Origin of the sequence: Pseudomonas sp. SORGH_AS_0211 (assembly GCF_031453455.1) — a bacterium.
Lineage (GTDB): Bacteria > Pseudomonadota > Gammaproteobacteria > Pseudomonadales > Pseudomonadaceae > Chryseomonas > Chryseomonas aestiva.
Genome location: NZ_JAVIZV010000001.1, coordinates 731,898 through 755,864, shown reverse-complemented (window position 1 = coordinate 755,864; position 23,967 = coordinate 731,898). Strand labels below are relative to the sequence as shown.

Genomic DNA, 23,967 nt, shown 5'->3' with positions numbered 1-23,967 from the left:
CCCACCCTGTTTCAGAGCTCTTCCGCCTGACGCTCCATTTCTTCGTGGGCGCGTCTCAGACGCTCGCGACTGTTGCTCAGGTGCAGCCGCATGGCGGCGCGAGCCGCTTCCAGGTTGCCGTCTTCGATGGCCTGGAGGATGGCTTCGTGCTCCGCATCCAGACGGCGCTGGTAGAGCTGCTGGTCATCGTGGGCGAGATAGGCGGAATTGAGGCGGGTCCGGGGAATCAGCACCGTGCCCAGGTAGCTCATGATGTCGCTGAAATAGCGATTGCCGGTCGAGCTGGCGATCAGCAGGTGCAGCTCCAGGTCGGCGCTTACCGCGCGATCAGGCTCTTCGACGCCGGTGCGCATGGCTTCCAGCAATGCCCACATGGCCTGCAGTTGCTCGGCCGAGCGACGCTGGGCGGCCAGGCCCGCGGCCTCGACTTCCAGGCTGATGCGCAACTCGAGCATCGCCAGCACGTCCTTGAGGGTGGTGATGGTGGCCGGATCGATCGGCAACGGCGACTCGGGGCGCCGCTCCAGCACGAAGGTGCCGATGCCGTGGCGAGTCTCCACATAGCCACCGGCCTGCAGTCGGGAAATGGCCTCGCGCACCACGGTGCGGCTCACGCCCTGGGCCTGCATGATGGCCGACTCGGTGGGAAGCTTGTCGCCGGGCTGGAACTGGCCGTCGCCGATCTGCTGAATCAGCACCCCGACGACCTCTTCTGCCAGGCTACGGGGTCTTTTTCGGGGGCGGGATACGGTGGGTGCTGACATGGATTCTCGTACCGATTGAAGGGACTCTGGAATCATAGCACCCCCCTCTTCCCAAACGCCCGATTTAGACCGCTTAGTCCATATCAGGATGCCTCGCCAACCGCTCTAGGACGCAGCTCTTGACCCTCCAGCAGCAGGTGGCGACGGTGGTAGGCGCGCAGACTCGGACGATGGCCGACGCTGACCAGGGTCAGGCCGGGGTTTTCCGTCAGCAGGCGTTCATAGAGCGCGCGCTCGTCCGCTTCGCTCAGCGCCGAGCTGGCTTCGTCGAGAAACAGCCAGTCGGGGGCATAGAGCAGCGCCCGGGCCAGGGCGACGCGCTGCTGCTCGCCCGGCGACAGGGTACGTTCCCAATGACGGCTTTCGTCGAGGTGCTCCACCAGCTGGTCCAGGCGACAGTGCCGTAGGACTTCGGTCAGGCGCTCGTCGGTATAGGCTTCCACGGGTTGCGGATAGGCCAGGGCTTCGCGCAGGGTGCCAATGGGCAGATAGGGCTGCTGCGGCAGGAACAGCTGGCGACCCGGCGGTACGGCGATACCGCCCTGCCCTTGCCGCCAGAGTCCGGCGAGGGCGCGCAACAGGGTGCTCTTGCCACTGCCCGAGGCACCTTCGATCAGCAGGTGTTCGCCACGGGCGATGCGCAGATCGGTGGGATGCAGCAGCAACCGGCCGGCGGCCCCCAGGGAGAGCCCTTCCAGGATCAGGTCGCTGTCACTGGCATGAGGCACCAGGATATCGGTCTCCTGGCTGAATTCGGCCATGGTCTCGCGGAAGGTCAGCAGACGGTCGGAGACGGCGCGCCAGCCGGCCAGGCTGACATAGGCGTCGACGAACCAGCTGAGACTCTCCTGGACATTGCCGAAGGCCGAGTTGATCTGCATCAGGTCGCCCAGCTGGATCTTGCCGGAGAAGTAGCGCGGCGCCGCCAGCACGAAGCCGGCGATGATCGCGATCTGGCTGTAGCCGGCGGTGAAGAAGGTCAGCCGCTTGGTGTAGTTCATCACCAGATGGTAGTTGCCCCAGACATAGCCGAAGCGATCCAGCAGGCGCCGGTGCTCGTTGGCTTCGCCGCGGAACAGCGCCACGCTCTCGGCCTTCTCGCGGACGCGGATCAGGCCGAAGCGCAGGTCGGCTTCATAGCGTTGCTGCTGGTTGTAGAGACCGATCAGCCGCCGGCCGATCAGATGGGTCAGCCAGGTACCGACGGCGGCGTAGATCAGCGCCGCCCAGAACATATAGGCCGGGATGGTGATGCCGAACAGGGTGATGTCGCCGGAGATGCCGAACAGGATGACGCCGAAGGACACCAGGCTGACCACGGTACGGATGAAGCCCAGCCCCAGGCTCAGGGTGGTGTCGGCGAAGTCGCGGATGTCTTCGGTGAGGCGCTGGTCGGGGTTGTCGGCGCCGCCTTCGCGTTCCAGCTGGTAGTAGTTGCGATCGGACAGCCAGAGGCCGAAGTGCTTTTCGGTCAGCCAGCGCCGCCAGTTGATGGTCAGCGCCTGGGTCAGATAGAGCCGGTACACGGCCAGCAGGATGGCGGTGGCGGCCAGTCCGCAGAAATACAGCATCAGCCGGATGAAGGCGGCCAGATCGCGATTCTGCAGGGCATCGTAGAAATAGCGGTACCAGGTGTTCAGGGCCACCGAAAGGCCGACCCCGGCCAGGGACAGGGCGATGACCACGGACAGCAGGAGCCAGGCCTTGCCTTTCTCCTCGCTGCGCCAGTAGGGGGTGATCAGGGCCCAGACGCGGGCCAGGAAATGCCCACGGGAAGCCCCGTAGACGGAGGGCACGGGTACGGCGGATTCGGACATGCTCGGACTCTCAAGGACTGCTCAACGAGACGCCTGCACAGCCTATGCCGGAAAGCCTGAACGAATTCTGACTGAAACAATGTAACAGTTTGTCGCCCACGGCGATCGTGGGCGATGGCAAGAAGGAAGAGCCTGTTCAAAGTCGCGCGAGCTAGAGCCAAACAAGGCCTGGGCGGCCCCGCGAAAACACCTGAGGAAGCGGATCGGACCCGCGCTCGGGTTTACGAGCGGTAAATGAGCACTCCGAAGGTCTTTCCAACGCCGGTTGGCCGATGCGCAGCCGACTTTGAACAGGTTCTCAGCGACGTACCGGACGCTTCTGCAGCTTGCGCTGCAGGGTACGGCGGTGCATGCCCAGGGCGCGCGCGGTCGCCGAGATGTTGCCTTCGTGCTCGGACAGCACCCGCTGAATGTGTTCCCACTGCAGGCGGTCCACCGACATGGGATTGTCCGGCACCAGGGTGTCGAGATCGGCGTGCTGGGCGAGCAGGCCAGCCAGGACGTCGTCGGCATCGGCCGGCTTGCACAGGTAGTTGGTGGCGCCGCGCTTGATGGCTTCCACCGCGGTGGCGATGCTGGAATAGCCGGTTAGGATCACCACGCGCATCTCCGGGTGCAGCTCCAGCAGCTGGGGCAGCAGCACCAGCCCCGAGTCGCCTTCCATCTTCAGGTCGAGCACGGCGTAGTCCGGCAGGTCTTCCTTGGCCAGTTGCAGGCCTTCCTCGGCGCTGTCGGCGATGGACACGCGCAGACCGCGGCGGTCCATGGCGCGGGCCATCACCCGGGTAAAGGTGGGATCGTCGTCGACCAGCAGGATATGGGGCTGGTCGTCGAAACCGCTGTTGAGGTCGTCAGTCATAGAATTCTCCAGGCATTCACGCCAGGGCGTAGTGCCGCGGCAGGCGCAATTCGGTCAGGGTGCCGCCTTCTTCGTGATTGTAGAGCTTCACCGTGCCGCCGGCGCGGGTGACGCTGGCCTGGCTGAGAAACAGGCCCAGGCCGAAGCCCTTGCCCTTGGTGGTAAAGAAGGGCTTGCCGAGCTGCTCGGCGATGGCCAGGGGCACCCCGGCACCATGGTCGCGAATCGACAGGCACAGTTCGCGGGCGTCCCAGTGCAGACGGATGGCCAGGTTTTCCGGGCAGGCGTCGGCGGCGTTGTTGAGTAGATTCAGCAGTGCCTGGGTAAGTTCGACCGGCGGCGTCAGGCGCGGCGGCGTGCCCAGACTGACCACCTCGAAGCTGTAGGTGGCTTCCGGTCGCATCAGGTGCCAGCGATCCATGGTCGCCTCCAGCCACTCCACGGCGGTCTGCTCCTGCACCGTCTGGCGGCGGTCCGCTTCGGCGGCGCGTACCAGTTGCTGCAGGGTCTGCTTGCACTGCCCGACCTGGGCCTGCAACAGCGCCAGGTCTTCGCTCAGGGTCGGCTGGCCGGCGTACTCCTGCTGCAGCTCCTTGAGCAGCACGCTCATGGTGGACAGCGGCGTACTCAACTCGTGGGCGGCGCCGGCGGCCTGAGTGGCCACGGCCAGCAGTTGCTGATCGCGCATGGCCTGCTCGCGGCGCTGGGCCTGCAGGCTTTCCTGCTCGCGCAGGGCGGTGGCCATGCGCGCGACGAACAGGGTGATGACGGCGGCGGACAGGGCGAAGCTCAGCCACATCCCGTAGCTGAGCACCGCGCCGTCATTGGCCACCAGCAGATGCAGCGGCTCGTAGGACAGCAGCATCAGCGAGAAGACCGCCAGGGTCAGGGCCGCCAGTACCAGGGTATAGAGCCAGGGCAGCGTGGCCGCGGCGATGGTCAGGGGCACCAGGTAATAGGAGGCGAAGGGGTTGGTCGGACCGCCGGCGAAATACAGCAGGGCGCTGTGGATGGCCAGGTCGCAACCCAGGTGCGCCGCGTACTCCTGCTCGGTGACCGGCCAGGGGCGGGTCAGCCGCAGGGCGGCGAACAGGCAGAGCACCGCCGAGACGCCCAGGGTGATGGCCAGGGCCGTCCAGGGCAGCTGGACGATGCCCGACAGCCGGGCGATACCCACCGAGCCGGCCTGGGCGGCCAGTACCAGCACGCGGATAAGGACCAGGCGCCCGAGATTCTGGCGATTGGCGGACAACCATTGAACGGGCAAGGAGAACATGCGAGGTTCCAGGCGCAAGAAACGATCGAGACGGCAGCCCCGAGGGACCTGCCGGTCAGAGCAGACTTGGCATTATAGCGATGGGTATCCGCCGCAGCCGCCGACGCGGCAAAGCGACGCACCATCCGCCGGGTCCGCGGTCACACCGCTTTCGTACTGCCACTCAGGAGAACACCATGACCCCTTCCCTACGTCCACTCGCGCTGGGCGCCGCCCTGTTCAGTACCCTGCTCGCCACTGGCGTCCAGGCCGACGAAGCGCGCTACAACCAGATCAGCCTGAGAGCCGAGGTCAGTCGTGAGGTGCCGCGCGACCGCATGCAGGTCATGCTCTATACCGAAAGCCAGGGGCAGGATCCGGCGGCCCTGGCCAGCGACACCACCAAGACCCTCAACGCCGCGCTGGAACAGGCGCGCAAGGTCGCCGGCGTGGACGTTGCCCTGGGCAATCGCAACACCTACCCGGTCTACGAAGACCAGGGCCGCGCCATCAATGCCTGGCGCGAGCGCGGCGAACTGCGCCTGGAAAGCGCCGATTTCGCCGCCCTGTCCAAGCTGACCGGCGAGTTGCTGGGCAACCTGAAGATGGGCAACCTGCAGTTCACCATCGCCGATGGCACCCGCAAGCAGCAGGAGGATGCCCTGTTCAAGGACGCCGTGGCCGCCTTCAAGGCGCGCGCCCAACTGGCCACCGAAGCCCTGGGTGGCTCGGGCTATCGCATCGTCAACCTGGACCTCGGCACCAGTGGCGTACCCCAGCCGCTGCCGATGCTGCGCATGTCGGCGATGAAGGCCGCCAGCGATGCCGTGACCCCGGACGTCGCCCCCGGCACCACCACCGTCGAAGTGACCGCGGGCGGTACCATCGAAGTACAGATGCCCTGATCTAGTGCAGAAAAGTAACAACGCTGTTTCGGTGCGCACTTTTGGTGCGCACCGCCTTCCTGCCGCGATACCTCGTCTTACATCTTTGCGACATCTGTTTCCTGTTTGGGTCGCTCAGGGTCAATAGCTCGCCTGAGCTATGGACATGGGCATAAGCTGTGCATGTGGGCTCATCTGTCCACAAGACATCGGCATTCTGTTTCGCAACGCCACATCGTGTTGCGCCGTCCCCGACATGAGGTCTCCATGCACAAGAACGTACTCGCTGCCCTCTTCGCTTCCGGTCTGCTGGCCGGCGCACCCCTGGCCCAGGCAACCAACTTGGTGTTCTGCTCCGAAGGTAGCCCGGCCGGTTTCGATCCGGCGCAATACACCACCGGCACCGACTTCGATGCGTCGGCGGAAACCATCTTCAACAAGCTGACCCAGTTCGAGCGCGGCGGTACCCAGGTCAAGCCAGGTCTGGCGGAGAGCTGGGACATCAGCGAAAACGGCAAGGTGTACACCTTCCACCTGCGCAAGGGCGTGAAATTCCACACCACGGAGTACTTCAAGCCGACCCGCGACTTCGATGCCGATGACGTCCTCTTCACCTTCCAGCGCATGCTGGACAAGGACAATCCGTTCCGTAAGGCCTACCCCACCGAATTCCCCTACTTCACCGACATGGGCCTCGACCAGAACATCGCCAAGGTGGAAAAGGTCGACGACTACACGGTGCGCATGACCCTCAACGAAGTGGATGCGGCGTTCCTGCAGAACCTGGCAATGCCCTTCCCGTCGATCCAGTCGGCCGAATACGCCGACAAGCTGCTCAAGGCCGGCAAGGCTGCCGAGATCAACCAGAAGCCGATCGGCACCGGTCCCTTCGTCTTCAGCCGCTACCAGAAGGATGCGGTGATCCGCTACAAGGCCAACCCGGACTACTGGGACAAGGTCGATGGGCCCAAGGTGGACAACCTGATCTTCTCCATCAACACCGATCCTTCGGTACGGATGCAGAAGCTCAAGGCCGGCGAGTGCCAGATCACCGTCTATCCGCGTCCGGCGGACCTGGACGGGCTGAAGAAGGACCCGAATCTCAAGCTGCCGTCGCAGCCGGGCTTCAACCTGGGCTACATCTCCTACAATGTCGAACATGGCGATCTGGCAAAGCTCAAGGTGCGCCAGGCGATGGACATGGCCGTCAACAAGGAGGCCATCATCAACGCCGTCTACCAGGGCGCCGGCCAGGTGGCGGTCAACGCCATGCCGCCGACCCAGTGGTCCTATGACAAGTCCATCAAGGACGCGCCCTACGATCCGGAAAAGGCCAAGGCCCTGCTCAAGGAAGCCGGCTTCAAGGAAGGCACCGAACTCACCCTCTGGGCCATGCCGGTGCAGCGTCCCTACAACCCCAATGCGCGCCTGATGGCAGAGATGCTGCAGCAGGACTGGGCCAAGATCGGCGTCAAGACCAAGATCGTCAGCTACGAATGGGGCGAGTACATCAAGCGCTCCAAAAGCGGCGAGCAGGACATCATGCTGATCGGCTGGAGCGGCGACAACGGTGACCCGGACAACTGGCTGGCGACCCTCTTCGGCTGCAAGGCCATTGGCGGCAACAACTTCTCCCGCTGGTGCTACCAGCCGTTCGAGGACCTGGTAGTCAAGGCCAAGCGCGTGACCGACCAGGGCGAGCGCACCAAGCTCTACGAACAGGCCCAGCAGGTGCTCAAGCAGCAGGTGCCCATGACGCCCATCGCGCATTCCACGGTCTACATGCCGATGCGCAAGGAAGTCCAGGACTACAAGATCAGCCCCTTCGGGTTGAACGAGTTCTACGGCGTCAGCGTCAGCAAGTGAAGCCTCTTGGCCAGGACCGGGAGCCAGACTCCCGGTCCTGGCCGTTCATTTGACTGATGGAGTGAGACCCATGCGCCTTCCCTACGCCTACTCGTTGCTGGCGGCGAGCCTGCTCGCCTGTGCTCCGCTCGCCCAGGCGGCGAGCAATCTCGTCTATTGCTCGGAAGCCAGCCCGGCCGGTTTCGATCCGGCGCAATACACCTCGGGCACCGAATTCGACGCCTCCGCGGAAACCGTCTTCAACCGCCTGGTGCAGTTCCAGCGTGGCGGTACCACCCTGGAGCCGGGCCTGGCGACCCAATGGGACGTGAGCGCGGATGGCAAGACCTATACCTTCCACCTGCGCCAGGGCGTGAAATTCCATACCACCGACTACTTCAAGCCCACCCGCGACTTCACTGCCGACGACGTGGTTTTCACCTTCCAGCGCATGCTCGACAAGGAGCAGCCGTTCCGTAAGGCCTACCCAACGGAATTCCCCTACTTCACCGACATGGGCCTGGACCAGAACATCGCCAAGGTGGCCAAGGTCGACGACCACACCGTGGTCTTCACTCTGAACAAGGTCGATGCCGCCTTCGCCGCCGACCTGGCCATGAGCTTCGCCTCCATCCAGTCGGCGGAGTACGCCGCGCAGCTGCTCAAGGAGGGCAAGCCGGAGCTGCTCAACCAGCAGCCCATCGGCACCGGCCCCTTCGTCTTCGGCCGCTACCAGAAGGATGCGGTGATCCGCTTCAAGGGCAATCCGGACTACTGGAAGCCCGAGGACGTCAAGCTCGACAACCTGATCTTCGCCATCACCCCCGACGCCGCCACCCGCCTGCAGAAGCTCAAGGCCAACGAGTGCCAGGTCAGCGGCTATGCGCGCCCGGCGGACCTGGTGGAGATGAAGCAGGATGCCAACCTCAAGGTCCTGCAGCAGCCGGGCTTCAACGTCGGCTTCCTCGCCTACAACGTCCAGCACCCGCCGCTGGACAAGCCCGAGGTGCGGCGTGCCCTGGACATGGCCATCAACAAGCAGGCCATCGTCGACACCGTGTTCCAGGGCGCCGGCCAGGTCGCGCAGAACGTGATCCCGCCGAATCAGTGGTCCTACGACACCGCCATCAAGGGCGCGCCCTATGATCCGACCAAGGCCCGCGCGCTGCTCAAGCAGGCGGGGATCAAGGACGGCACCGAGATCGCCCTCTGGGCCATGACGGTGCAGCGTGCTTCCAACCCGAATGCTCGCCAGTCGGCGCAGATGATCCAGCAGGACTGGGCCAAGGTCGGCATCAAGGCCAAGATCGTCAGCTACGAATGGGGCGAGTACATCAAGCGCGCCAAGGCTGGCGAACACGATGTGCTGACCTATGGCTGGACCGGCGACAACGGCGATCCGGACAACTGGCTGGGCGTGCTCTACGGCTGCAGCGCCATCGGCGGCAGCAACTATGCGCGCTGGTGCGACAAGGACTACGACGCCCTCATCCAGAAAGCCAAGACCAGCAACGATCGCGCCGAACGCACCCGTCTCTACGAGCAGGCGCAGCAGCTCATTCGCCAGCAGATGCCGGTGAGCCCCATGGCCCACTCGGTGGTGTCCCAGCCCATGCGCAAAGAGGTGCAGGGCTTCAAGATCAATCCCTTTGGCGTCACCGGTTTCTATGGCGTAAGCCTCGACCGCTGATTCTGTCCGGCCCGCCTCGCGGGCCTTCACGAGGAGCCTTCCGTGTCCAAACCGCTATTCTCGCTGTCTCTCGCCGCCCTCCTCTGCCTGACGGCCAATGCCGCCCTGGCCCGGCCCCTGGTGGTCTGCACCGAGGCCAATCCGGAAGGCTTCGATCCGGGTCGCTACACCTCCGGCTATACCTTCAATGCCTCGGCCACGCCGCTGTACAACCGCCTGGTGGAATTCAAGCAGGGCACCGCCGAGCTGGAGCCGGGCCTGGCCGAAAGCTGGGAGGTCTCCCCCGATGGCCTGCAGTACACCTTCGCCCTGCGCCAGGGGGTGAAATTCCACACCACCGACTACTTCAAGCCGACGCGAGATTTCAACGCCGACGACGTGGTGTTCAGCTTCGAGCGCATGCTCGACAAGAACAATCCCTGGTACAACCTCTCCCCCAGCGGCTATCCCTATGCGGCGGCCATGGAGATGGGCACCCTGATCAAGTCCATCGACAAGGTGGACGCAAGCCACGTGCGCTTCACCCTCAACCAGCCCGAGGCGCCCTTCCTCGCCGACCTGGCGATGGCCTTCGGTTCGATCCTGTCCAAGGAATACGCCGACAGCCTGCTGGCCAGCAAGAAGACCGACGACATCAACCAGAAGCCCATCGGCACCGGTCCCTTCGTCTTCCAGCGCTATGCCAAGGATTCCAACACCCGCTACAAGGTCAATCCGGACTACTTCGGCAAGAAGCCGCAGATGGATGGCCTGGTGCTGGCAGTGACCCTGGATCCCAATGTGCGCATCCAGCGGGTGCGCAACAACGAGTGCCAGATCGGCCTGACGGTGAAACCGCAGGACGTGCCGATGCTCAAGCAGGACAAGAGCCTCAAGCTGGCCCAGGTGGAAAGCCAGACCACCTCCTTCTTGGCGATGAACACCAAGCACAAGGCGCTGAGCGACGTGCGCGTACGCCAGGCCATTGCCATGGCCTTCGATCAGCAGAACTACCTGAAGACGGTGTTCGGCGAAGGCGGCGCCAAGGCGGCGATCAATCCCTATCCCTCTTCGCTGCTCGGCTATGCCAAGGACATCAAGCCCTGGCCCCATGACCTGGAAAAGGCCAAGGCGCTGCTCAAGGAAGCCGGCTACGCCGATGGCTTCACCCTCAAGTACTACATCAGCACCGGCAGTGGCCCGGGCGGCAGTCCGGCGCTGGTGGCCCAGTTGATCCAGGGCGACCTGGCCAAGATCGGCATCAAGGCCGAGATCACCCAGTTCGAGTGGGGCGAGTTCGTCAAGCGCACCAAGGCCGGCGAGCATGACCTGATGATGATGAGCTGGACCGGCGACAACGGCGATCCGGACAACTTCCTCACCACCAACCTGAGCTGCGCTGCGACTGAAAGTGGCGAGAACCGTGCTTTCTGGTGCGACAAGGCCTTCAACGACGCCATCGAGCAGGCCAAGCGCATCAACGACCCGGCCCAGCGTACCGCGCTCTACGAGCAGGCCCAGCAGATCTTCCACCAGCAGATGCCCTGGATTCCGCTGGCGCACCCGCTGTTCACCGATGTCCTGCAACCCAAGGTGCAGGGCTATGTGCAGAGTCCGCTGGGGGTCTACGACTTCTCCACGGTGACCCTCGACTGATCGGCCTCTGATGCCGTAAGCGACCGGGCCCGGGCGGCCCGTCCCCTCGACCTTTCCCGCCTCGCGCCGTGTTTCGGCGCGACGGGTTCGGTCGTGCCGGAAAACGCCCAGATAACAGAAAAAACGACCGCTTTGGAGCACACCCGATGACCAACGTCCACCATGGAGGCCTCGCCCTCTCCCTGCTCACCCTGGCCCTGACCGCCCACGCCCAGTCGCCGGCGCCGGAAGATCCCAGCTACGCCAACGAGGTCCAGACCCTGCCCAATGTGCAGAAGCCGGTGAAGGGCCAGGAAGGCGCCAAGGGCTTTTTCGCCGACGACAGCCTGACCCTGACCACGCGCAACTTCTTCGCCCGCGAGACCAGCTCCGATCCGATCTTCAGCTACAGCAAGAACGGCACCCGGGTGCGCACCCACTCGCGCAATACCTGGGTCCAGGCCACGGCGCTCAAGTACAGCTCCGGCTACACCCAGGGTCCAGTGGGCTTCGGCATCGACGTGGCCGGCTATCAGGCCACCAACCTGGAGCGGGGCAAGGGCCAGATCGGTGGCGGCGGCAATCGCACCCTGGCCAACGCCGAGGGCGAGGGCCATGCCGAGTGGTCCAAGCTGGGCATCGCCGATGCGCGCTTCCGCGTCTCCAACACCGAGCTCAAGATCGGTCGTTTCATGCTCGACACCCCGGTGATCAGCTACAACGACAACCGGCCCTTCCCGTCCGGTTTCGACGGTTTCGCCCTGACCAGCGATGAATGGGACAACCTCTCGCTGCAAGGTGGCAGCTTCACCCGCGTCAGTCCGCGGACCGGTGCCGGCGACGAGAAGTGGACCACCGAGTACGGTACCCGCGAGGTCACCGCCGACCGCCTGAGCTTTCTCGGCGGCAACTACAAGCTGCCCCAGGGCTGGGAGGTCAGCGTCTATGGCGCCAACTTCGAAGACGTCTGGAATCAGTACTTCCTGAGCATCACCCAGGCCGGCGGCACTCTCGACACCTTCGCCTGGAAGGCGGTGGCCAACGCCTATCGCACCGTCGACGCTGGCAGCGCCAAGGCTGGCGACATCGACAACACCGCCTGGAGCCTGGCGTTCACCGGCAGCCACCAGGCCCACAGCCTGACCCTGGCCTACCAGCAGATCGACGGCAACGAGTACTTCGACTACGCCCACGAGACCGCCGCCATCTACCTGGCCAACTCCCTGGTCTCGGACTACAACGGCCCCAACGAGAAGTCGCTGCAGATCCGCTACGAGACCGACTGGAGCTACTTCGGCGTGCCCGGCCTGAGCACCGGCGTCTGGTACGCCAAGGGCTGGGACATCGACGGCACCCACTACGATGCCGGCGCCGGCAAGTACGCCAACTATGCCGAGGTCCTGCAGCAGGATGGCGAGAAGCACCACGAGATCGGCCTGGTCACCACCTACAAGGTGCAGCAGGGCGCGCTCAAGGACAGTCGCTTCCGCCTGCTGCTGACCGATCACCGCGCCAGCCAGAACCAGGTCGACGGCAACGTCAAGGAATTGCGCCTGGTCTCCACCCTGCCGTTCAACCTGCTGTAATGGCAGGCCCCGGCGGCTTCCACGCAGTGTCCGGCATCTGGCCGGGATCGCGCCGCGAACACCGGCGAAGCCCTGGCCGTGTCGAGGATATCGACACCCGTGGCAACGTGGTAGTCTGCCGGGTTTGGAGCGTTGGCCCAGAGCGCTCTTCGAACCTATTCGTAGGACCGAACGAGGCTGCCTCGCGCAGGTGTCGTTCGTTGCGGACCAGGATGGTCTCTTCAGGGATGAATCCAGACCCACAAGGTCTGAGAGTCAGATCAAAAGCTCATTAGCTTTTGAGCGGGCTCTCACTTAAAAACGCGGCCGGGCATGTACTCGCGCCGTCTTGATCAGCCTCAAGAGGAGATACCCCCTCCGATGCTCGCCTTCATCGCCCGTCGCTTCGGGCTGCTGATACCGACGTTCTTTGGCGTCACCCTGCTGACCTTCGCCCTGATCCGCCTCATTCCCGGCGATCCGGTGGAAGTCATGATGGGCGAACGCCGCGTCGATCCGCAGATGCACGCCGAAGCCATGCACCGCCTGGGCCTCGACAAGCCCCTGTACCAGCAGTATTTCGACTACATCGGCAACCTTGCCCAGGGCAACCTCGGCGAATCCCTGCGCAGTCGCGTTGGGGTCTGGGATGAATTCCTGACCCTGTTCCCGGCCACCCTGGAACTCTCGGTGGCGGCCATGCTGTTCGCCACCGTCTTCGGCGTGCTGGCCGGCATCATCGCCGCCCTCAGGCGCGGCACCACGGTGGACCACGGGGTGATGGGCGTGGCCCTGACCGGCTATTCGATGCCGATCTTCTGGTGGGGCCTGCTGCTGATCATGCTGTTCTCCGTGCAGCTCGGCTGGACCCCGGTTTCCGGCCGCCTGGACCTGCTCTACGACATCCCGCCGCGCACCGGCTTCATGCTCATCGACACCCTGCTCTCCGACGAGCCCGGCGCCTTCGTCGATGCCCTCAAGCACCTGATCCTGCCGGCCATCGTGGTGGGCACCATTCCCCTGGCGGTGATCGCCCGCATGACCCGCTCGGCCATGCTCGAGGTCCTGCGCGAGGACTATGTGCGCACCGCCCGCGCCAAGGGCCTGTCGCCGGGGCGGGTGGTCTTCGTCCACGCCCTGCGCAACGCCCTGATCCCGGTGCTGACGGTGCTCGGCCTGCAGGTCGGCAGCCTGCTCTCCGGCGCGGTGCTCACCGAGACCATCTTTTCCTGGCCCGGCATCGGCAAGTGGCTGATCGAGGCCATCGGCGCCCGGGACTATCCGGTGGTGCAGAACGGCATCCTGCTGATCGCCACCCTGGTCATCCTGGTCAATTTCGTCGTGGACATTCTCTACGGCCTGGTCAATCCGCGCATCCGCCACCAGCGTTGATGCGCCCATACGGACAGAGCCTATGACAACGGTAAACACCCCGGCCGCTCAAGACCCGAGCGCCCTCTACCCTTCTCCCTTCAAGGAGTTCTGGCACGCCTTCGCTCGCAACAAGGGCGCTCTTGGCGGGCTGATCTTCATGGTCATCGTGGTGTTCTGCGCGCTCTTCGCGCCCTGGGTCGCGCCCCATGCGCCCAGCGAGCAGTTCCGCGACTTCATGCTCACCCCGCCGCTGTGGCTGGACGGTGGCAACAGCCAGTTCCCGCTGGGTACCGACGAGCTGGGACGTGACCTGCTCAGCCGGCTGATCCACGGTGCCCGGCTGTCGCTGCTGATAGGCCTGGCCTCGGTGGTCTTCTCGCTGATCCCCGGCATCCTGCTCGGGCTGGTCGCCGGTTTCTCGCCCAACCGCGCCGGTCCGGTGATCATGCGCCTGATGGACATCATGCTGGCGCTGCCCTCGCTGCTGCTGGCCGTGGCCATCGTCGCCATCCTCGGCCCAGGCCTGATCAACACCGTGGTGGCCATCGCCATCGTCTCGCTGCCCTCCTATGTCCGCCTGACCCGCGCCGCGGTAATGGGCGAACTGCACCGCGACTATGTCACCGCCTCGCGGCTGGCCGGCGCCGGTACCCTGCGGCTGATGTTCGTCAGCGTGCTGCCCAACTGCATGGCGCCGCTGATCGTCCAGGCCACCCTGAGCTTTTCCTCGGCCATCCTCGATGCCGCCGCCCTGGGCTTCCTCGGCCTCGGCGTGCAGCCGCCCACTCCCGAGTGGGGCACCATGCTGGCCTCGGCCCGCGACTACATCGAGCGCGCCTGGTGGGTGGTGACCCTGCCGGGTCTCGCCATCCTCTTCACCGTGCTGGCCATCAACCTGATGGGCGACGGCCTGCGCGATGCCCTCGATCCGCGTCTGAAGGTGCAGTCATGAGCCTCCTCGAAATCCAGAACCTCTCGGTGCGCTTCGGCGGCGCCGACGCCCCGCCGGTGGTGGAAGGCCTCGATCTCACGGTGGATCAGGGCGAAATCGTCGCCATCGTCGGCGAATCCGGCTCCGGCAAGTCGGTGACCATGATGGCCGTGATGGGCCTGGTCGATCATCCCGGCCGCATCACCGCCGACCGCCTGGCCTTCGACGGCCAGGACCTGCTCAGCCTCAAGGGCCGCCGCCGGCGCCACCTGATCGGCAAGGAGCTGTCGATGGTCTTCCAGGACCCGATGACGGCGCTCAACCCCAGCTACACCGTGGGCTTCCAGCTGGAAGAGGTGATCCGCCAGCACCTGGGCCTGAAGGGTCGCGCCGCTCGCCAGCGCGCCCTGGAATTGCTGGAAAAGGTCGAGATCCCGGCCGCGGCCAGTCGCCTGGGCGCCTATCCGCACCAGCTGTCCGGGGGCATGAGCCAGCGCGTCGCCATCGCCATGGCCATCGCCGCCGAGCCGCGCCTGCTGATCGCCGACGAGCCCACCACCGCGCTGGACGTGACCATCCAGGCGCAGATCATGGAGCTTCTGGTCAATCTGCAGCGCGACGAGGGCATGGGCCTGATCCTCATCACCCACGACCTCGCCGTGGTGGCCGAGACCGCCCAGCGCGTGGTGGTGATGTATGCCGGCCAGGCGGTGGAGAAAGGCGTGGTGCCGACCCTGTTCGACGCCCCTGCGCATCCCTACACCGAAGCCCTGCTGGCGGCCATTCCCGAGCACAGCCAGACGGACCGCCTGCACACCCTGCCCGGCATCGTCCCCGGTCGCTACGACCGGCCCGCCGGTTGCCTGCTGAGCCCGCGCTGCCCCTATGTGCAGCCGCGTTGCCAGGAGCGTCCGGCGCTGGAGCCCTACGACCGTGGCGCGGTGCGCTGCTTCTTCCCGCGCAACGTCGCCCCGGGCGAGGCGCCTGCGGTGCTGCCCGAACATCAACGTCCCAGCCAGTTGCCGGAGGATCGCCATGGCGCCGTCTGAAGCCACCGTCCTCGCCCGCTCCACCACCCCGGAGCAGGCGCCCGAGCACCTCGTGCTCGAAGCCAAGGGCCTGACCCAGCACTATCAAATCTCCCGCGGCCTGTTCAAGGACAACGCCACGGTCAAGGCGCTCAACGGTGTCTCCTTCGACCTCCAGGCCGGGCGCACCCTGGCCGTGGTGGGCGAGTCCGGCTGCGGCAAGTCGACCCTGGCCCGCGCCCTGACGCTGATCGAGCAGCCCACCGCCGGCAGCCTGGTCATCGGCGGCCAGGACGTGGCCAAGGCCGACGCCGCCCGCCGCAAGGAACTGCGCCGCGAGGTGCAGATGGTGTTCCAGAATCCCTATGCCTCACTCAATCCGCGGCGCAAGATCGGCGACCAGCTCGCCGAGCCGCTGCAGATCAACACCAGCCTCTCCCGCACCGAAAGGCGCGAGAAGGTGCAGGCGATGATGCAGCAGGTGGGCCTGCGGCCCGAGCACTACCAGCGCTATCCACACATGTTCTCCGGTGGCCAGCGCCAGCGCATCGCCGTGGCCCGCGCCATGATGCTGCAGCCCAAGGTGCTGGTGGCGGACGAGCCGACCTCGGCGCTGGACGTGTCCATCCAGGCGCAGGTGCTCAACCTGTTCATGGATCTGCAGCAGCAGTACCGGACTGCCTATGTGTTCATCTCCCACAACCTCTCGGTGGTGCGCCACATCGCCGACGAGGTGATGGTGATGTACCTCGGCTGCATCGTCGAAAAGACCAGCCGTGACCTGCTGTTCGAGCGGCCCCTGCATCCCTATACCCAGATGCTGCTGTCGGCCACCCCGAGTCTGCACCCGGATCCGAGCAAGCCGCGCATCCGCATCCAGGGCGAGCTGCCCAACCCGCTGGATCCGCCACCCGGTTGCGTCTTCCATCGCCGTTGCCCCTATGCGACGGAAAAGTGCAAGACCGAGGTCCCGGCGCTGCGCAATGTGGAAGCCCGCCAGGTGGCCTGCCACTATGCGGAGAACTTTCTCTAGGACGTTGAGGCTGTTGGGCTTCGCTGGCGCTCAACCCAACCTACGCAGGCCCTGTAGGTTGGGTCGAGACGGCTCCATCGTCGAAGCCCAACGTTCCGGACTTGGCATTGGGCTGTTGGGCTTCGCTGGCGCTCAACCCAACCTACGCAAGCCCTGTAGGTTGGGTTGAGACGGCTGTATCGTCGAAGCCCAACATCTTTGGCCTGGCGCGGTAATGTTGGGCTTCGCTGGCGCTCAACCCAACCTACGGAAGTCCTGTAGGTTGGGTTGAGACGGCCCCATCGTCGAAGCCCGACACACCCCTGCCCCGCTACAGGCTGCCTCCCCATGCACATCCGCCCCTTTCAATCCGCCGACACCGAGGCCGTGGTCAGCCTCTGGCAGGCCTGCGGCCTGATTCGCCCCTGGAACGATCCCTACCGCGACATCCAGCGCAAGCGCGTCGAGCAACCCGAGTTGTTCCTGGTGGGCGAAGTGGACGGTACCCTCATGGCCAGCGCCATGGTCGGCACCGACGGCCATCGCGGCTGGCTCTATTACCTCGCAGTGGCCCCGGAGCATCAGCGCCGCGGCCATGCGCGGCGTCTGGTGGAGACCGCCGAACAACTGCTCACCGAACGCGGCTGTCCCAAGTTGCAGCTGATGGTACGGCGGGATAACGCGGCGATCATCGGCTTCTATGCGGCCTTGGGTTATGTGGAGGCCGAGGTCGTCACCCTGGGCAAACGGCTGATCGCCGACGACTAGAGTCGAAGGAGGCAAAGCCCTGTCCGCTGCCGATACTCAATGCCCAGTGGAAAACGCTTCGCGGTTTTCCACCCTACGGACTGACAGCTGACTGTAGGGTGGGTAACGGCGCAGCCTTACCCACGCGGGACCTTGCTTCCCGGTGAAAACGCCATGCAATTCGCCGCGCTACGACTGGTCTTGTAGGTTGGGTCGAGACGGCTCCATCGTCGAAGCCCAACCTTACCCGGCACCCGCCTGTGCCCTAGCGGGGCAGCAATCCCGCCAGCGGCCCCGGATGCTTGCGGACCTCGGCGTAGGGCACCAGGGTGCCGCCGGGTTCGTCGCAGTTGCGGGCGGCGCGGAAAAAGGTCGGGCCGAGATAGAGGCCCTTGGGCGTCAGGTACCAGGGCGCGAATTGCCAGACGTCGGCGCTGCGATAGTCGCAGCCATCGCCGTCGGCGGGCGCCTGCATCAGCGGCGGATAGAGGCGGGTGAACAGCCGGACCACCCAGGGCGCCAGGGTCCGTTGCCGATAGTCCGCCAGGGCCTGGGAATAGCGATCCTCCGGCTGCGGACGGAGCGGCTGGCCGTGGCCCAGCCAGAGAAAGTCTTCCAGCGCCAACTCCTGGCCGGTCTGGAGATCCAGGGTCAGGGGCGCGCTGCCGAAATCCGGGTGGGCCGCGCCGCTGCAGCTGTACTGGCTGAACAGATTGACGCTGAGCACCCGCTCGCTGAGCAGTTGCGGGGTCACCTGCAGGCGGTGCTCGCCGTCAGGGCCGATGCAGCTCAGATGGGCATCGACCTCCGCCCAGAGTCGTTCGCGCAGCACGGCATTGGCCGCCTCGCTGGCGCCCTCCACGGTGAACAGCCGCATGCCCGAGACCGGCTCGCGCCACCAGCGCAGGCCACGACCCATGAAGGTCTGGCGCTCGCCCTGTTCCAGCGTGAGTCCCTGCAGGCGGCGATATTCATAGGGATCGTCCTGGCGCAGGGTCTGCCGGTAGCGATCGGTAGCGGCCGGCGGCCCCAGCTGCAACGGCGCCAGGGCGAGCGGCAGGGTCTTGCCGGCACCGCTCCAGGTGCCGGTCCAGGAGCCGTCCTGGCCGCGCGTCAGCGCCCAGCTGGCCTTGGGGCCGTCCTGCCAGGGCGCACCCTCCTCCAGCTTCAGCCGGTCGCCCGGTTGCGCCGGACCGCTCAGGCGCAGGTCGCGACGATAGCGGTCGTAGAAATAGCGGCCATAGCTTTCGTCGTTGGCGGTGGGATCGACCTCCACCACCACCCGGGCCTGGCCCAGGGTGCCTTCCAGCAGCAGCTTTTCGGCATGGGCGACGCCGGTAATCAGCAGCAGGGCCAAGCCCAGTCCGGACAGGCGAGATTTCATCAGGGCTCCAGCAGCCAGCATAGCGGTGATGGGCCCAGGGTAGAACAACAGCGCCAGGCTGTCGCGCAGGCCGGCGGACGACAGCCGTCTCGCCATGGGAGAATGGCGTTTTGTCGACCCTCGGACGCCCATGGACCTCCCTGCCCTGCTCACCCGCCTGCACGCGATCCGCGAGGCCAACGCCTGGCGGCGCTATCACAACCCCAAGAATCTGGCGATGGCCGCCAGCGTCGAGATGGCCGAGCTGGTGGAGATCTTCCAGTGGAAGAGCGATGCCGAAGCCCGCACCTTGAGCGCCACCGAGCGCGAGCACGCCGGCCAGGAAATCGCCGACGTGCTGCTCTATCTGCTGCAACTGGGCAGCGAGCTGGAGCTGGACGTGGAGCAGGCGGTACTGGCCAAGCTGGCCGACAACGAGAGGCGCTTCCTGCCGTGAGCGATACCTTCTTCGACGACCGCGCCACCCGTTTCGCGGCCAACATCTATGGCGGCACCAAGGGCGCCATCCGCCTGGCCGTGCTGCAGGCGGACCTGACCGAAATGCTGCCGCACCGCCCGCTGCGGGTGCTGGACATCGGTGCCGGGCTCGGCCACATGAGTCTCTGGCTGGCGCAGCAGGGCCATGCCGTGACCCTGGCCGAACCCTCGGCGCCCATGCTGGCCGGGGCCCGGGAGGCCTTCGCCGCCGCTGGACTCGACGCCGACTGGCTGGCGCTGCCCTGGCAGGAATTGCCCGCTTTCGCCGAGCCCTTCGACCTGGTGCTCTGCCACGCGGTGCTGGAATGGCTGGAAACGCCCCCGGCGATCCTGCCGACCCTGCAGCGCTGCCTGGCGCCGGACGGCTGGCTGTCCCTGGCCTTCTACAACCGTGACGCCCTGATCTATCGCAATCTGCTCAAGGGGCATTTTCGCAAACTCAGGCAGGGTGACTACGCGGGCGCGGGCCAACGCGGCCTGACGCCGCAACAGCCCCTCGATCCGCGCGAGGTCGAGGCCTGGCTAGCGCCGGACTGGCGGATCCGAGCGCGCAGTGGCGTCCGGGTCTTTCACGACTACATGCCGCCGGAATTCCAGACCCGTGCCGACGGCGAAGCGCTGGTGGCCATGGAACTGGCCCACCGGCGGCACCCGGCTTTCGCGGGCCTGGGGCGCTATCTGCATTGGCTCTGCCAACCTGAGGCAGGATGACCCCGGGCGCGGTATGCTCTGGCCAGCATTCCTTCGAGGAACCGGTCATGCGTCGCCCCCTGTTCTGCCTGTCGCTCGCGCTGCTCGCCCTGGCCGGTTGCCAGACGCCCAATCCCTATGTCGCCAGCAGCCTGCCCGAAGCCTCGGTGCCGGTGCTGCCGCAGCAGGATCCGGCGGCCTATCCGCCCACCCCGCGTGACTGGAGTCGCTATCGCACCTGGAGCTGGGCACCGGGCGCCGCGGTGGTCAGCGGCGGCCTGGATGGCCAGACGGTGCAGCAGGCAGTGGCCGATGGCCTCGACCAGCGCGGCTTGCGACCGGCCATCGGCGGTGCCCGCGCCGATCTGCAGGTGCGAGCCCGCCTCACCCAGCAACAGCGCAGCGAGCAATACACCGACTACTACGACACCGGCTATGGCTACGGCGGCTACGGACCCTATGGCTACGGCCCCGGCTATGGCGCCAGCGTCGGTCAGGCGCGGACCCGCACCCGGACCTTCCTGGTCGACGTGCTGGAGGTGGAACTGCTCGATCCCGCCACCGGCCGGGTGCTCTGGCACTCGGCCGCCGAGCAGGCCAGCGGCGGCAACAGCGGCGAACGCGCGCGTACCCTGAGAGACACCACCCGCCGCCTGCTGGCCAACTATCCGCCGAGCTGAAGGGATAAGTGGCCCTTAAGCCAGTCCAAGCAGACTAGCGCGCTCACCTCAGAGGATCGCCCATGAAACGTTGCCTCCTGCTGCTCGCGGTCCTCCTGCTGGCGGCCTGCGCCGAGCGTGGCCCGCGCAATCTGGACTATGACGCCAGCCGCGACTTCGCCGCCTATCGCAGCTGGGGCTGGGCGGATCCCGCCATCGAGTACCGCCCCAACGATCCGCGGGTGCGCAGCGATCTGACCGAGCAGCGCCTGCGCGATTCGGTCAGCAGCGGCCTCGACCAGCGCGGGCTGCGCCCGGCGGTGGCAGGCACGCGCCCGGATCTGAAGATCAAGCTCTATGTGATCCTCGATCAGCGCCAGCAGAGCTACAGCTACGCCGACCCCTACTGGGGCCCGGGCTGGGGCGGTCCCTGGGGCTCCGCCTGGGGTCCTGGCCCCTGGGGGCCTAGCTATGTGCGCACCCAGACCGTCACCTACCCGGTGATGACGGTCCAGCTCGACATGCTCGATGGCCGTGACGGCAAGCTGGTCTGGCGCGCCAGCGAAGAGCGCCTGCTGGACGACCAGAACGCCACACCCGCCCAACGCAGCGCCGCCTTCAGCCGCCTGATCAACGAGCTGCTCGTCAGCTATCCACCGCGGCCTTGAGCGGTCGACCGTCCGGGCAGCTCAGCGCTGCCCCTGGTCAGACCGCGAGCAGACGGCTGGGGGGCGGTGGCGGATAATGGCCGCTGGCCAGGCACCCCTCGCGCCCTTCTTGGCCACCGCGTGGGAATCCTGACTGTCGTCCAGCACCGCCCAGGTTCGCCATGCCGTCCACGCCCATCGCCACCCGCCGCAGCCACAATCTGCTGCTGCGCCTCTTTCCGGTCATCTGCGCCCTGCCGATCCTGCTCGGCCTCGGCTGCTACCTGCTGATCAGGACCGCCACCAGCCAGGACGCCGACGTCCAGCAACGCGCCCGGACCTATATCGACCGCACCCTGGTGCAGGTCGAAAACGAGATCGGCCACAACATCATCAACTACGCCAAGTGGGGCGAGGCCTACAAGCACCTGCACCTGACGGTCGACCTCTTCTGGGCCAACGACGAGCGCAACGTCGGCGACATCCCCTATGAGCTCTATGGCTACAACGGGGTCTTCGTGCTGGATCCGCAGGATCGTACCGTCTATGCGGTGATCGATGGCCGGCCGACGGAGCGCGCGGCGGCGCAGTGGCTCGAAGGCGACCTGGCCGGCCTGCTGGCGGCCACCCGCCAGCGCCCTGGCGAGACCGAGAGTCTGGTACGGGTGCTGAGCGTGGGCGGTGTCCCGGCGCTGGTCGCCGCGGCCACCATCACGCCCGGCGCGAGCTACAGCGTGGCCCCGGGTCCCGGCGCGCCCTCGGTGATGCTGTTCGTCAACGTGCTCGATCCGGACACCCTGGCCCATCTCAGCGATACCTATGGCTTGCCGCGACTCGCAGCGTCGCGGGTGCCCCTGGTCGATCACGAATATCTGCGCTTGCTGGATTCACCGCTGTTGCTCAACTGGCAACCGCCGCAACCCGGCGCCCAGCTCCTGCGCCGCACCCTGCCGGTCTTCCTGGCCGGGGTGCTGCTGCTCGGGCTGGTGCTGGCCCTGCTGATCCGCCATGCGCTGAATTCGGCGCGGCAGCTCGACCAGCAGTTCGATGCCGTGGTCGCCAGCCAGGCCGAACTGAGCCGCAGCGAAAGGCGCTTTCGCGAACTCGCCGAGGCCGCCTCCGACTGGCTGTGGGAAAGCGATGCCGCGGGCCGCATCACCTATCTCTCCGAACGCTTCGCCCGCATCACCGGGCATGCACCCGGCAGTTGGCTCGGGCGGCCGCTGGCGGAGCTGTTCAGCAGCGAGACGACCCCGCTGGCTGCCTGGCTGCAGGGCAATGCTCGACACCTCGACGAGCGCCAGGTGCTGCGCTGCCATTATCGCGACCGCCTGGGTCACTCCCGGGTCTGCGAGATCACCGCCCGGCCGCTGCCCAAGGACGCGGGCTTTCGCGGCACCGCCAGTGACATCACCGCCGCGGTCAATGCCCAGGCGGAAATCGAACACCTGTCGCAACACGACAGCCTGACCGGCCTGGCCAATCGCCTGCAACTGCAGCACTACCTGGCGCGCAAGCTGACGCAAGCCAGGACCCCGCTGACGCTGCTCAGCCTGGATCTGGATCGTTTCAAGCCGGTCAACGACAGTCTCGGCCACGCCGCCGGCGATCGGGTGCTGCAGGAAATCGCCCGGCGTCTGCAGGCCAGTCTGAGACCCGGCGGCCTGGTGGCGCGCCTGGGCGGTGACGAATTCATCGTGGTGCTGCTCGGTCACCTGGATGGGGCGACCGTCGACCAGATCTGTGCGCGCCTGGTGAACGCCATCGGCCGCCCCATCCTGCTGGAGGAACAGTCGGTCAGCGTCGGGACCAGCATCGGCATCGCCCAGGCGCCGGAGCAGGCCAGCCAGGTCGAGGACCTGCTGCGCCTGGCGGATATCGCGCTGTATCAGGCCAAGGCCGCGGGCCGCAACGGCTGGTGCTTTCATGCTCCGGCGATGGACGCCCAGCTCAGCCAGCGGCGTGACCTGGAACAGGAGCTGCGCCAGGCGCTGGCGCTCGACCAGCTGCGCCTGGGTTACCTGCCCCGTCGGAGCGCCGCCGAGGGCAGGCTGAGCGGCATCGAGGTGCGGCTGCACTGGGCCCATCCGCAGCGCGGCCTGCTGCCGCCGGAGGCTTTCCTGCCCCTGGCCGAAGAAACCGGACTCAGCGTTCCCCTGGAATTCTGGTTGCTGGACAACGCCTGTCACGCTGCCGCGGCCTGGCCCGCGCCGCTGCAGCTGGTCGTCGGCCTGTCCGCTCGCCCGCGCGCGGATGGCGAGGCCCTGGTCGCGACGGTCGCCCGCGCCTTGCAGACGAGCGGCCTGGCAGCGGAACGCCTGGAGCTGCAGCTGCCCGAGGCGCTGTTGCAGGCAGACAGCGCTCTGGCGCCGCCGCTGCAGGCGCTCAAGGCCCTGGGCGTGCGCCTGGGCCTGGCCGACCTTGGCACCGGCTCAGGCGCCCTCGACTCGCTGCGCCACCCCGTGCTGGATGGCATCAGCCTGGATAGCCGTCTGGTCGCGCGCCTGGAGGATCAGCAGGTCGATGCCGCCATTGCCCAGGCTCTGATTGGCCTGGGACGAACCCTGGGCCTCAGGGTGACGGCGACGGGCGTGGAGACGCCTGGCCAGTTGGCCTGGCTCCAGGCACGGCACTGCGACGAGGTCCTGGGGGCCCTGTTCGGTCCCTCCCTGACGGGTCGCGAGCTGGCAGCGCTGCTGGCAACCGACCTGCAGGCAGGTTGACG

20 protein-coding genes are annotated in these 23,967 nt (G+C 66.2%); 15 read left to right on the top strand and 5 right to left on the bottom strand.

The window, feature by feature from the left end:
• Nucleotides 1-11 precede the first annotated feature (11 nt).
• The 4 genes from QE393_RS03405 to QE393_RS03390 form a co-directional block, all read right to left on the bottom strand.
• Nucleotides 12-764, bottom strand: coding sequence for a FadR/GntR family transcriptional regulator (locus QE393_RS03405; RefSeq protein WP_273808707.1), 753 nt, complete (start codon nt 762-764; stop codon nt 12-14).
• Between the two features lie 83 nt (nt 765-847).
• The gene (locus QE393_RS03400) at nt 848-2,581 is read right to left on the bottom strand and encodes an ABC transporter ATP-binding protein/permease (RefSeq protein ID WP_310042121.1); all 1,734 of its coding nucleotides are present in this window, start codon (nt 2,579-2,581) and stop codon (nt 848-850) included.
• 298 nt (nt 2,582-2,879) lie between these two features.
• The gene (locus tag QE393_RS03395) at nt 2,880-3,440 is read right to left on the bottom strand and encodes a response regulator transcription factor (RefSeq protein WP_007159542.1); all 561 of its coding nucleotides are present in this window, start codon (nt 3,438-3,440) and stop codon (nt 2,880-2,882) included.
• Between the two features lie 16 nt (nt 3,441-3,456).
• Entirely contained in the window at nt 3,457-4,716 is a 1,260-nt protein-coding gene (locus QE393_RS03390) for an ATP-binding protein (RefSeq protein ID WP_183631112.1), read from the bottom strand.
• Between the two features lie 176 nt (nt 4,717-4,892).
• On the opposite strand from QE393_RS03390, the gene QE393_RS03385 reads away from it, so the two are divergent.
• The 10 genes from QE393_RS03385 (at nt 4,893) to QE393_RS03340 (ending at nt 17,406) form a co-directional block, all read left to right on the top strand.
• On the top strand, nt 4,893-5,600 hold the full coding sequence (locus QE393_RS03385) for an SIMPL domain-containing protein (RefSeq protein ID WP_310042118.1): 708 nt from the start codon (nt 4,893-4,895) through the stop codon (nt 5,598-5,600).
• Between the two features lie 246 nt (nt 5,601-5,846).
• Entirely contained in the window at nt 5,847-7,445 is a 1,599-nt protein-coding gene (locus QE393_RS03380; protein WP_310042117.1) for an ABC transporter substrate-binding protein, read from the top strand.
• Between the two features lie 70 nt (nt 7,446-7,515).
• Nucleotides 7,516-9,114: an ABC transporter substrate-binding protein gene (locus QE393_RS03375; RefSeq protein WP_273808703.1), complete on the top strand. Its 1,599-nt coding sequence runs from the start codon at nt 7,516-7,518 to the stop codon at nt 9,112-9,114.
• Nucleotides 9,115-9,156: 42 nt separating this feature from the next.
• Nucleotides 9,157-10,749: an ABC transporter substrate-binding protein gene (locus QE393_RS03370; RefSeq protein ID WP_310042116.1), complete on the top strand. Its 1,593-nt coding sequence runs from the start codon at nt 9,157-9,159 to the stop codon at nt 10,747-10,749.
• A gap of 146 nt (nt 10,750-10,895) precedes the next feature.
• The gene (locus QE393_RS03365; protein WP_310042114.1) at nt 10,896-12,314 is read left to right on the top strand and encodes an OprD family outer membrane porin; all 1,419 of its coding nucleotides are present in this window, start codon (nt 10,896-10,898) and stop codon (nt 12,312-12,314) included.
• Between the two features lie 360 nt (nt 12,315-12,674).
• A complete protein-coding gene (locus QE393_RS03360; RefSeq protein ID WP_133859866.1) occupies nt 12,675-13,685 on the top strand; it encodes an ABC transporter permease subunit in 1,011 nt (336 codons plus the stop codon).
• A 22-nt stretch (nt 13,686-13,707) separates the two neighbouring features.
• Nucleotides 13,708-14,619 (top strand): ABC transporter permease subunit, encoded by a 912-nt coding sequence (locus QE393_RS03355; protein ID WP_027602553.1) that lies wholly within the window; start codon nt 13,708-13,710, stop codon nt 14,617-14,619.
• Complete coding sequence (locus QE393_RS03350; RefSeq protein WP_310042111.1) at nt 14,616-15,647, top strand: ABC transporter ATP-binding protein; 1,032 nt, start codon at nt 14,616-14,618, stop codon at nt 15,645-15,647. The genes QE393_RS03355 and QE393_RS03350 overlap by 4 nt, the downstream gene beginning before the upstream one ends.
• The gene (locus QE393_RS03345) at nt 15,634-16,659 is read left to right on the top strand and encodes a peptide ABC transporter ATP-binding protein (protein WP_308707696.1); all 1,026 of its coding nucleotides are present in this window, start codon (nt 15,634-15,636) and stop codon (nt 16,657-16,659) included. The genes QE393_RS03350 and QE393_RS03345 overlap by 14 nt, the downstream gene beginning before the upstream one ends.
• Before the next feature lie 327 nt (nt 16,660-16,986).
• Nucleotides 16,987-17,406 carry a GNAT family acetyltransferase gene (locus tag QE393_RS03340; RefSeq protein ID WP_310042107.1) on the top strand — a complete coding sequence of 140 codons (420 nt, stop codon included), beginning with the start codon at nt 16,987-16,989 and terminating at the stop codon, nt 17,404-17,406.
• A gap of 244 nt (nt 17,407-17,650) precedes the next feature.
• On the opposite strand, the gene QE393_RS03335 is transcribed toward QE393_RS03340, so the two are convergent.
• Entirely contained in the window at nt 17,651-18,769 is a 1,119-nt protein-coding gene (locus tag QE393_RS03335) for a hypothetical protein (RefSeq protein ID WP_310042105.1), read from the bottom strand.
• Between the two features lie 130 nt (nt 18,770-18,899).
• Here QE393_RS03335 and QE393_RS03330 point away from each other — a divergent pair, with 130 nt between their 5' ends.
• The 5 genes from QE393_RS03330 to QE393_RS03310 all read left to right on the top strand — a co-directional run bounded on the left by QE393_RS03330 (nt 18,900) and on the right by QE393_RS03310 (nt 23,965).
• Complete coding sequence (locus QE393_RS03330) at nt 18,900-19,205, top strand: nucleotide pyrophosphohydrolase (protein WP_273808694.1); 306 nt, start codon at nt 18,900-18,902, stop codon at nt 19,203-19,205.
• Nucleotides 19,202-19,957 carry a methyltransferase domain-containing protein gene (locus QE393_RS03325; RefSeq protein ID WP_310042102.1) on the top strand — a complete coding sequence of 252 codons (756 nt, stop codon included), beginning with the start codon at nt 19,202-19,204 and terminating at the stop codon, nt 19,955-19,957. Before QE393_RS03330 ends, QE393_RS03325 begins: the two co-directional genes overlap by 4 nt.
• Nucleotides 19,958-20,004: 47 nt before the next feature.
• On the top strand, nt 20,005-20,616 hold the full coding sequence (locus QE393_RS03320; RefSeq protein ID WP_310042100.1) for a DUF4136 domain-containing protein: 612 nt from the start codon (nt 20,005-20,007) through the stop codon (nt 20,614-20,616).
• Between the two features lie 62 nt (nt 20,617-20,678).
• Entirely contained in the window at nt 20,679-21,263 is a 585-nt protein-coding gene (locus QE393_RS03315; protein ID WP_310042099.1) for a DUF4136 domain-containing protein, read from the top strand.
• Nucleotides 21,264-21,424: 161 nt separating this feature from the next.
• Nucleotides 21,425-23,965: an EAL domain-containing protein gene (locus tag QE393_RS03310; protein ID WP_310042098.1), complete on the top strand. Its 2,541-nt coding sequence runs from the start codon at nt 21,425-21,427 to the stop codon at nt 23,963-23,965.
• Nucleotides 23,966-23,967: the final 2 nt, after the last annotated feature.

What these genes read in the sequence shown, in the direction of transcription:
- QE393_RS03320 (WP_310042100.1), top strand. Translation starts at nt 20,005, where the DNA reads ATGCGTCGCCCCCTGTTCTGCCTGTCGCTCGCGCTGCTCGCCCTGGCC.
- QE393_RS03350 (WP_310042111.1), top strand. Translation starts at nt 14,616, where the DNA reads ATGAGCCTCCTCGAAATCCAGAACCTCTCGGTGCGCTTCGGCGGCGCC.
- QE393_RS03345 (WP_308707696.1), top strand. Translation starts at nt 15,634, where the DNA reads ATGGCGCCGTCTGAAGCCACCGTCCTCGCCCGCTCCACCACCCCGGAG.
- QE393_RS03390 (WP_183631112.1), bottom strand. Translation starts at nt 4,716, where the DNA reads ATGTTCTCCTTGCCCGTTCAATGGTTGTCCGCCAATCGCCAGAATCTC.
- QE393_RS03310 (WP_310042098.1), top strand. Translation starts at nt 21,425, where the DNA reads ATGCCGTCCACGCCCATCGCCACCCGCCGCAGCCACAATCTGCTGCTG.
- QE393_RS03330 (WP_273808694.1), top strand. Translation starts at nt 18,900, where the DNA reads ATGGACCTCCCTGCCCTGCTCACCCGCCTGCACGCGATCCGCGAGGCC.
- QE393_RS03340 (WP_310042107.1), top strand. Translation starts at nt 16,987, where the DNA reads ATGCACATCCGCCCCTTTCAATCCGCCGACACCGAGGCCGTGGTCAGC.
- QE393_RS03385 (WP_310042118.1), top strand. Translation starts at nt 4,893, where the DNA reads ATGACCCCTTCCCTACGTCCACTCGCGCTGGGCGCCGCCCTGTTCAGT.
- QE393_RS03405 (WP_273808707.1), bottom strand. Translation starts at nt 764, where the DNA reads ATGTCAGCACCCACCGTATCCCGCCCCCGAAAAAGACCCCGTAGCCTG.
- QE393_RS03365 (WP_310042114.1), top strand. Translation starts at nt 10,896, where the DNA reads ATGACCAACGTCCACCATGGAGGCCTCGCCCTCTCCCTGCTCACCCTG.
- QE393_RS03335 (WP_310042105.1), bottom strand. Translation starts at nt 18,769, where the DNA reads ATGAAATCTCGCCTGTCCGGACTGGGCTTGGCCCTGCTGCTGATTACC.
- QE393_RS03315 (WP_310042099.1), top strand. Translation starts at nt 20,679, where the DNA reads ATGAAACGTTGCCTCCTGCTGCTCGCGGTCCTCCTGCTGGCGGCCTGC.
- QE393_RS03380 (WP_310042117.1), top strand. Translation starts at nt 5,847, where the DNA reads ATGCACAAGAACGTACTCGCTGCCCTCTTCGCTTCCGGTCTGCTGGCC.
- QE393_RS03400 (WP_310042121.1), bottom strand. Translation starts at nt 2,581, where the DNA reads ATGTCCGAATCCGCCGTACCCGTGCCCTCCGTCTACGGGGCTTCCCGT.
- QE393_RS03375 (WP_273808703.1), top strand. Translation starts at nt 7,516, where the DNA reads ATGCGCCTTCCCTACGCCTACTCGTTGCTGGCGGCGAGCCTGCTCGCC.
- QE393_RS03395 (WP_007159542.1), bottom strand. Translation starts at nt 3,440, where the DNA reads ATGACTGACGACCTCAACAGCGGTTTCGACGACCAGCCCCATATCCTG.
- QE393_RS03360 (WP_133859866.1), top strand. Translation starts at nt 12,675, where the DNA reads ATGCTCGCCTTCATCGCCCGTCGCTTCGGGCTGCTGATACCGACGTTC.
- QE393_RS03355 (WP_027602553.1), top strand. Translation starts at nt 13,708, where the DNA reads ATGACAACGGTAAACACCCCGGCCGCTCAAGACCCGAGCGCCCTCTAC.